Below are 9,160 nucleotides of genomic sequence, written 5' to 3' on the forward strand. Positions count from 1 at the left end.
CTTAGAAATTATTAGAAATTATTAGAAATAATTAGAACAAACTGAGAGCAGGGAATTATTACTAATTGAAAGATAAGACTTTTTTACACGTTTGTTCAGGAATAAATTATTAGTAATTTCCCCCTCAAATTAATAATTACATGCTATGCGAACACTGGGAGATTGAGGTATCAGATTGAGGCGCTGCGGGAGGCAATCGCCAACGCCATCATTCATCGTGACTACAGTGTGCGCGGCACAAGCCTTATGGTTGAGGTGTATGATGACCGGGGCGAGATCGTCAATCCCTGCGTATTCCCGCAGCACCGGAAAAAAGAGTTCGGCAAAATTTCTGTCCGGAGAAACGAGCACATAGCAGACCTCTTTTTCCGCATGGACAAGGTTGAACGGGCAGGCACCGGGATAAGAAGGATGAAAGAGGCAATGACAACTGCAGGATTAGCGACACCAAAGATCCGGCAGACTGGCTTTTATACGATTGTCTTTAAACGGCCTGTGGAGAGTGAAATAAAAAAGGATGTGGAAGATATTACCCAGGAAACTACCCAGAAAAGTTGGGTGAAAAAGTTGGGTGAAAATGAAAAAAAGATTTTAGAAAATATCGCTGAAAATAAGTTTGTAACAATACCTGAACTTTCTAATACGATGGGAATAAGCACAACAGCGGTGGAAAATAATCTTGCAAAACTGAAATCAAAAAAAGTTATCAAGCGTAATGGCCCCGACAAGGGTGGGCATTGGGAGATAGTTGATGTTTGATCAGATGTACAGGATGATAGTGGCAGAAGAATTGTGGAAATGCAGTGAAACCGGCATGAAGTTTATTGCTACATTCAAGCGGAAAAGCTATTATCGTGGTCAGAAGGTCGGAGGAAGATTGGAGAATAGGTTGGCAGAAGAGTTGGTAGAAAAGGGGGTAGAAAATCTTACCCAGAAAACTACCCAGAAAATCATAGAAGCTATAACTAAGAAATCAGATATTACTCAGAAAGAACTTGCAGCGGTTATAGGGATAACCGAAGACGGCGAAAAGTATCATATATCCATGCTTAGAAAAAAAGGTCTTCTAAAACGTATCGGCCCCGACAAGGGCTGGCATTGGGAGATAGTTGATAAGCTATAAGTAAACTACCTAAATGGCTATATCAAGAACTAAGGAAGACATACTTATTATGAACATTGCCAAAAGGAGCTTATTATGACAACGACTCCATTAGCCTCAAGACTTGAGGGGAAAACAATAGATGATAAGTGGGAAGTCATGAGAAAGCGCATTAAGACGGAGGATGATCATAGCGGTGCATTCTCAAGCTGCTATGAAGTCAAAAACATTGAAAATGGTGAAGTTGGATTTTTGAAAGCTATAAATTATGCATACGCATTTAAAGCAACAGGGCATGGGACATCTTCAACAGTATTTTTGCAAGAATTAACGCAGAACTATAATTACGAGAAAGACTTGCTGGAATTTTGTAGGGATAATAAAATGTCAAGAATAGTATCTGCAATTGCTCATGGTGAATATAGAGATTCAGCGGAAATGTTTCCAGTACCTTACTTGGTATTTGAAACAGCTACAGGTAGCCTCAAAAATGTAAAACGACAAAAGCAGAAGCAGATAGATTTAGCTTGGAAGTTAGGAGTAATACATGGGTTTCTTGTAGGGTTATCACAACTTCATCAAGAAAAGATAGTGCATCAGGATATCAAACCATCGAATATTCTTATATTCGGACACAATGTATCAAAGCTGGGCGACCTTGGAAACGCAACTAAGTTTGATAATAAATCACCTATGTGGGATAACGACGGTCATTGCGGGGATTTCAGTTATGCCCATATAGAGCTTTTGTATCGTTATTTTAGTCCGGATTGGAATACTATAAGATTAGGTGCTGACTTGTTTATGGCGGGAGGAATAATATCATATATGATTACCGACTCAAATTTCCTTTCGCTGTTGGCTGCAAACATACCGGATATATATAAACCGACTAATTTTGGAGGCACTTTCGAGGACGTTAAACCTCATCTGATGCAAGCTTATAACAAAACTATTGCCGAAATAAAAGATCGAATAGATGAACCAATCAGAAAAGATATTATAGAAATCATTGCTCAATTCACGCATCCTGTACCTGAGCTGCGCGGTATTCCCAAGGGCTTTAATAATAGTCTGCCTCAATATTCTCTCTGGCGCTGTATATCCATAATTGATCGCCTTGCCAAGAAGGTAGAAATGGGGAAAATATGAATAATCCCCAGACACATAAAAGAAGCCATGTTGTTCCAAAGTGGTTTGAATATCCAAAAGCGATAGAAAAAGGTGAGTTGGCTATCCCAAGGGAAACCCCTTTTGAAATAAATAGAGCGACCAAGGAAAGCATTCACATTGATTTAGAAGAGTTTAAGGCAGATTCAACACCGGAAATGGCCTGCCGTTTGATGGGCGCCGGCATAGTTATTGGTGATGAGCAACTTGCACATGATATGGCTACGTTCATAACTAAGAAAGGTGGGGTGGATCCATTATCAATTAAACTCGCAGATAAGATATTGAATGTTAATAGTGAGATAGAGAATGTGTCAGAAGTAAGTGTTCGTATTTCTAAGCTACGAAAATGGGTGTCAGAATACCCAAACAGCGCAATAGCGTGGATTGAGCTGTCAAGGGCATTTACAATAAAAGGACAGAATGAGAAGGCAAAGAGAGCAGCAAAAAATGCCATCCAACTTGCACCTTATGACCGTTATATAGTTAGATGTGCTGTAAGGTTATTCCTTCATACGGGTGATTTTGACATAGCGTGGCATTATATAAAGAGGGCATCGAAGCACCATTTTGACCCTTGGATCAAGGCAACAGAAGTGAATGTTGCCCTTATATCAGAACATCAGACTCCTGATATAAATAAGTTCATCCCGCAGGATCTTTCTGGGGATCGGTTATTCCATTATTCTGAACTGCTTGAAAGTGCCGGCTATCTTGAGCTTAATTCAGGGAACGAGAGAAAGGCAAAGAAACAGCTTCGGCTCGCTTGGACAAAACCAAGCGAGAATGTTATTTCACATGCAGAATGGCTTCTCAGGAATAAAATACCTTGGATGAGGGAAACGACATTATTGGAGTTTGGGCGAAGTCTTGAGGCAACAACATGGATAAATTATATAAACTTCAAACTAATGGAGGCATTAGATGCTGCACGGGAATGGGAATTGGAAGAACCATACTCAAAATATCCATTTGTTGTAGGATCAAGTATAGCCTGTAGTGCCGGTAAGCCAGAGATTGGCGTAGAAATAGCAATGAGAGGTTTACATAGTAATCCACATGACAGAACAATTTATAATAATCTATGCTATTCATTACTAAGAGTGGGGAAAGTTGAGGAGGCTGGTAAATATATTAATAAACTCAAGGTTACAAAAGGGCCGGAATCAGATATATACTGTCAAGCAACTATAGGATTGTATGAGTTTAAAAACAAAAATATTGATGGGGGACGACAAACCTATCGTAAAGTTATTGAGCAATTCAAACAAAACGGAGAGCCTCAGTTGCAGGCAGAAGCTTTGTTGAATTTTGCACTTGCTGAAGTAGAATCCTCAACGGCTGAAGCAAAAATAATAGCCACTAAATCATTGGAAAGAACTGAAACAATGAAATCTCCTGAAATCATTCTGCTTCGTAATCTTGTGCAGAATAAATTGAATTTGCTTAATAAAAGTTAGGCAGGGAAGCACGCTGAACATTCTCCAGTTTTTTATTATATGCGATTTGAATAGGTAGCAACTATGGTTATGTGGTACCTATTTTAAAATAGGCAGGATGAACTGGTTAATGAGTACTTAGTAAAGAGGTGAAGTAATGTTCCTTAAGAAGCTCTCAATAAAAAAGTTTCGATGTATAGAAAATTTAACACTCGATTTTCATAAAGGGGTAAATATCCTTATTGGCGAAAACAACTCTGGCAAAACAGCAATTATTGATGCCTTACGAATATGTTTTAGTTATGGAAATCAATATCGTGACACTTATGTTGCCATTAATGATTTCTTTATCGATACTACAAGTCCATCCAGAGAACTCACAGATATTGAGTTTGACTTAATCTTTGAAATTGTCAATGACGAAAAGGCGGGTATTTTTTATGATATGTTATCAGTGGGTGAAGAAAGGAAAAAGGAGTTGCAGCTTCATTTCAGATATTCCATAAATGAAAAAAGTGGAAGCAAAAAGGTTAGATATAAAGTCTGGGGAGGAGAGAATGAGGGACAATCGGTAGCTCCTGAAGTACTTGAATTGATATACGCTGTTTATCTTGGCCCCTTAAGGGATGCGGTACAGAGTCTCAGGCCCGTTAAAGGAAATATACTGGGCGATTTATATTCTAATATTGAACAGGACTCAGATAAGCAACAATGTCTTGCCGGCAAGGTACACAATCTCTTGCAGGATGATACCGAGTGGCGTAGCCTTATTAACTCAGGAAAGGATGCAGTTAATGAACATATAAAGAAGACCTCAATATTGGGTAAGCAATATAGCGTTGATATTGAGTTTCTTCCTTTCGAGTTCAGGAGAATATTAGATACGCTGAGAATTCAAATACCGATTTATGATAACCTTTCTGAAGGTACCACAGTCGAAAGAAAGTATTTTAACCTTGCCGAGTATGGTCTGGGATATAACAACCTCATCTACATGGCAGTAGTATTGGGTAATTTGACAAGGCGCAAGGAGGTTGAGGCAGATACATATATTTCCTTATTGCTTGAAGAGCCGGAAGCGCACCTCCATCCTCAACTGCAAAATATCCTTTTTGCTTATCTAAACGAGATAAATGATAAAGGCATTCAGATATTCATAACCTCACATTCACCAACGATAACAGCAAAAGCAAACTTAGATTCTCTAATTGTGTTACAGAACCAGGATAAATCAATTTATTCTCTTCCTCTTATCAATTCAAATCTTGATGAGAATAACAGGAAATATCTGCAAAAATTCTTAGATGTCACGAAATCACAGTTCTTCTTTTCTAGTGGCGTAATTCTTGTTGAGGGTATATCGGAGGCGCTCTTATTGCCAGTCTTTTCAAGAATAATGGGAAAAGGATATAACTTAGAAAAGAATGGGATCGAAATTGTGAACATTAATGGAGTTGCTTTTGAGCATTTCGGCAAATTGTTCAACCCTGAATTACTTGAACAAGGTCTTCGGTGCCGATGCGCAATTCTAACTGATGATGATCTGAATAGGGAGACGGATGAGATATCATCTCGAGCAAAGAAGGCAAAAGACCTTGAAAAGAGTAACCTGAAGGTTGAGCTTGCAAAAGAAACCTTTGAGTTTGAACTTTTTATGGCTGGGAACAAAGATTTACTGCTCTCAATTTTCAATGAGATGCATCCAAGAGCTGCACAAAATATTACCGAAGGCAATACAATTGAAGAACATTCAAGAAGTTTCGTAGATAAGGTAATTTCTAACAAAGCAAAGTCAGAGTTGTCACACAGGCTTTCAGTATTGCTTGCTGAACGTGAAGATATTAGAAATAACTTCACGGTGCCTGAATATATTCAAAATGCTATTCGATGGGTGGTCAAGGGTGAGTAACGCATTCGAATCATTGTCGGACATCCAGAAGACCATTGTCTTTGATAAGAAAGGCAAGTTTGTTGTGCGGGCTTGTCCCGGTAGTGGTAAGACATATTCCGTAGCGGCACGACTTGCACGTTTAATTGGAGAATGGGACAAAAAACAACAGGGCATTGCAGCTATTTCTTTTACGAATGCTGCTTGGCAGGAAATAAGACACCAACTTGAAACACACTTTGGAATTGCTACAAGTATTAGCTATCCTCACTTCTTAGGCACTATAGATAGCTTTATCAATCAGAACATATTTCTACCATTTGGGCATCTTGCCCTGGGGTGCAAAAAAAGACCTGAATTAGTTGGAGAGCCTTACGGTCCTTGGTATGGAAAAAAATATTCTGATAAATTGTTTGATAATATTACATTTAATATAAACGATAACCTTGTAGCCCTTAATAAACTGCGCATGCCGAAAAACTGGGTATCAAATCAGTATATATGTAAAGCAAAGGAAGGATTTCTTAAGGCTGGTTTTGCTATTCAGCATGATGCCGACTATTATGCGATGAAACTCCTTGAGAAGTATCCTCAAGTTGCCGCTGCTTTAGCTTATAGATATCCGACACTGATAATTGATGAAGCACAAGATACATCTGATATTCAGATGCGGATTATAGACATCTTAATATCTCATGGTCTAAGGGAACTTATGTTAGTTGGAGATCCCGACCAAGCAATTTTTGAATGGAATGACGCAAAACCACAACTGTTTCTCCAAAAATATAATGAATGGCGGGAAGAGTCTATTAAATTAAATGAAAACCGACGCAGTTCACAGAAAATTTGTGACTGCACATTCAAATTGTCATCACTGCATGAGACCTCTATGGCAGTGACGGAAGAAGTTAAGGACTGCACTTTCTCCCCCATCGTTATAACCTATGATTCAGGTAATATTAATACAACTATTGAATACTTTATCTCACTATGTCATGAGAATGGAATCGTAGTTAATAGAGAAAATGTGGCAGTTATTTATAGAAGTAAAGAAATTTTCAATCTAATTACAGGCATCGTGCCTATAAATCAAGAACCCTGGAGAGATGGAGATTACCATACAAAGGACTTTGCGAAAGGCAAATATTTATTTGATGCAAGAGAGATCAAGAAGGGATTGCTGCTAATCGAGAAGGCATATATAAAAATGATGACTGGAAATACAACATGCAATCCACTGGAGATTGAGAAAAGGATAAACGATGTTGGATTCACCACGCATAGAAAAGAGATTCATAAAGTTTTATATATCTTGCCTGAAACTACATGCAGTATCGGGGAATGGGTTGATAGAACAAACGAGGGATTTGCCTTGAGCAACATGAAATCATCCTTATCAATAAACGATTCCATGAGAGATGTTATGAGAGATGTTACGTTTAAACAGATATTCAGAAACGAAAATGAAGCACTTCAGTGTCGAGACTATAGGCTTGGGACTGTCCACTCAGTAAAGGGAGAAACCTTTGAAGCGGTATTGTTATTCCTTAAACAGAAGGGAATTGGCAAATATTATAAGACCTTGATAAGAGAGGGTGCTTCGATTTCAGACAATGAAGAACTTAGGATAGTATATGTGGGCTTAACAAGGCCGAGAAAATTACTTGTTCTCGCTGTGCCAGATAATGAAAACAAGCAGGTCTGGGAATCAAAACTCTTATCCTGAGGTGATGGAGTAAAATTTGGATAAGAAATTTATAAGTTCATTATCCGCACTGTCGGATAATAAAGAAGTTTTGCCGCAGTTTATTAATGTAAACAAGGAGTTACAGGAAGTTTTATTATCCTGCAGGAAGAAAATGATAGCAGGCAAGGTAAAAGAAGAATGACGAATAAAAACCAGAAACTTGAACTCACATGGATAGGCAAGGAGAATCAGCCGAGGCTGGAGCCTAGGATATTGATTGAAGACGCTGGAAGGTCTTACCCCCCGCAGTCCCCCCTTATTAAGTGGGGAAGTAAAGGGGTAGTCGAAAACATGCTTATCCAGGGTGACAACCTCCTTGCTCTGAAGGCACTTGAGCAGGATTTTGCAGGGAAGGTCAAGTGCATCTATATTGACCCGCCTTATAATACCGGCAATGCGTTTGAACATTATGATGATGGGCTGGAGCATTCAATATGGCTGAGTCTGATGAAGCCGAGGATTGAGATGTTGCATAGGTTGTTGAGCAATGACGGTACGCTCTGGATTTCTATTGATGACAATGAGAGCCATTATCTGAAGGTGTTGTGTGATGAGGTTTTTGGAAGGAAGAACTTTGTAAATAATGTGATATGGGAAAAGAAATATTCTCCACAGAATGATGCAAAATGGCTTTCGGACAGCCATGATCATCTTCTGGTCTATGCAAAGGACAAAGAGATATGGAGACCGAATCTATTGCCGAGAACAGAGGAGATGGATGCCAGATATAAGAATCCTGACAATGATCCGAGAGGTCTGTGGAAATCAAGTGATATGTCAGTAAAAACATATACTGCTGCAACGGACTATCCTATTACCCTTCCTTCTGGCCGCATCGTTAATCCTCCAGAAAGTAGATGTTGGGTTATTTCAAAAGGAAAATATGAAGATATGGTCAAAGATAACAGGATTTGGTTTGGACGAGATGGTAATAGTGTTCCCTCAATCAAACGTTTCTTATCTGAAGTTCAGGAGGGAACTGTTTCTAAAACCATCTGGTACAGAACAGAGGTTGGCGATAATCAGGAGGCAAAACGTGAGATAAAGGTATTCAATGATGACGATGTCTTTCAGACCCCAAAGCCAGAACGTTTAATTCAACGCATTCTTACCTTAGCAAGCAATGAAGGCGACCTTGTCCTTGACTCCTTCCTCGGCTCCGGCACGACCGCTGCTGTTGCCCATAAGATGAAACGGAGATGGATCGGCATTGAGCTTGGCGAGCATTGCTATACACATTGCCTGCCCCGATTGAAAAAGGTTGTTGACGGCACGGATGAGGGCGGCATATCCAAAGCCGTAAACTGGCAGGGCGGAGGAGGTTTCAAATACTATTACCTGGCGCCGAGTCTGCTGAAAGAGGATAAACACGGCAACTGGGTGTTTGATGAGCGGTATAATGCCGACATGCTGGCCGCTGCGATGGCAAAGCATGAGAGTTTTAAATACTCCCCTGATGAGCAGATTTACTGGAAGCAGGGGAGGTCAACGGAGAAGGATTATATCTTTACAACCACAAACTTTGTCACTGTTGAGTTTCTCGATAAAATCCACGAAGAGATGCAGCCTGACGAGAGCCTGCTGATCTGCTGTAAGTCCTTCTCAAAGGCGTGTGAGAGTAGATACCTGAATATTACTGTCAGGAAGATTCCAAAGATGCTCCTGGGCCGCTCCGAATTTGGAAAAGAGGATTATAGCCTGAATATTGTGAATATGCCGGTTGATGAAAATGAACCGCAACCCGATCCGGTTAAAGTACAGAATAAATCAGCACTCAAGATTAAAGACAAGACACAGGGGGAGCTTTTTGTTGA

At 39.6% G+C, this 9,160-nt stretch carries 8 protein-coding genes; all 8 read left to right on the plus strand.

Annotation, left to right across the window (positions count from 1 at the left end; genetic code table 11):
• Positions 1 to 162: 162 nt before the first annotated feature.
• Positions 163 to 759, plus strand: a complete 597-nt coding sequence (locus tag HZA77_12640; protein MBI5376280.1) for a winged helix-turn-helix transcriptional regulator — start codon at positions 163 to 165, stop codon at positions 757 to 759.
• A complete protein-coding gene (locus tag HZA77_12645) occupies positions 752 to 1,123 on the plus strand; it encodes a winged helix-turn-helix transcriptional regulator (protein ID MBI5376281.1) in 372 nt (123 codons plus the stop codon). The genes HZA77_12640 and HZA77_12645 overlap by 8 nt, the downstream gene beginning before the upstream one ends.
• A 75-nt stretch (positions 1,124 to 1,198) precedes the next feature.
• Positions 1,199 to 2,254, plus strand: coding sequence for a protein kinase (locus tag HZA77_12650; GenBank protein MBI5376282.1), 1,056 nt, complete (start codon positions 1,199 to 1,201; stop codon positions 2,252 to 2,254).
• Positions 2,251 to 3,732, plus strand: a complete 1,482-nt coding sequence (locus tag HZA77_12655) for a hypothetical protein (GenBank protein MBI5376283.1) — start codon at positions 2,251 to 2,253, stop codon at positions 3,730 to 3,732. Before HZA77_12650 ends, HZA77_12655 begins: the two co-directional genes overlap by 4 nt.
• A gap of 136 nt (positions 3,733 to 3,868) precedes the next feature.
• Positions 3,869 to 5,620: an AAA family ATPase gene (locus HZA77_12660; GenBank protein ID MBI5376284.1), complete on the plus strand. Its 1,752-nt coding sequence runs from the start codon at positions 3,869 to 3,871 to the stop codon at positions 5,618 to 5,620.
• Positions 5,613 to 7,325: an ATP-dependent helicase gene (locus tag HZA77_12665; GenBank protein MBI5376285.1), complete on the plus strand. Its 1,713-nt coding sequence runs from the start codon at positions 5,613 to 5,615 to the stop codon at positions 7,323 to 7,325. The genes HZA77_12660 and HZA77_12665 overlap by 8 nt, the downstream gene beginning before the upstream one ends.
• 16 nt (positions 7,326 to 7,341) lie before the next feature.
• Entirely contained in the window at positions 7,342 to 7,488 is a 147-nt protein-coding gene (locus tag HZA77_12670) for a hypothetical protein (protein MBI5376286.1), read from the plus strand.
• Positions 7,485 to 9,160, plus strand: a 1,676-nt coding sequence (locus HZA77_12675) for a site-specific DNA-methyltransferase (GenBank protein MBI5376287.1), incomplete at its 3' end; no start/stop codon positions are given. The genes HZA77_12670 and HZA77_12675, both read left to right, overlap by 4 nt.

It is taken from the genome of Candidatus Schekmanbacteria bacterium (genome assembly GCA_016219965.1).
Taxonomy (GTDB): domain Bacteria; phylum Schekmanbacteria; class GWA2-38-11; order GWA2-38-11; family J061; genus JACRJM01.

Coding starts and splice junctions, on each gene's coding strand:
- HZA77_12660 (MBI5376284.1), top strand. CDS start 3,869: ATGTTCCTTAAGAAGCTCTCAATAAAAAAGTTTCGATGTATAGAAAAT.
- HZA77_12655 (MBI5376283.1), top strand. CDS start 2,251: ATGAATAATCCCCAGACACATAAAAGAAGCCATGTTGTTCCAAAGTGG.
- HZA77_12650 (MBI5376282.1), top strand. CDS start 1,199: ATGACAACGACTCCATTAGCCTCAAGACTTGAGGGGAAAACAATAGAT.
- HZA77_12645 (MBI5376281.1), top strand. CDS start 752: ATGTTTGATCAGATGTACAGGATGATAGTGGCAGAAGAATTGTGGAAA.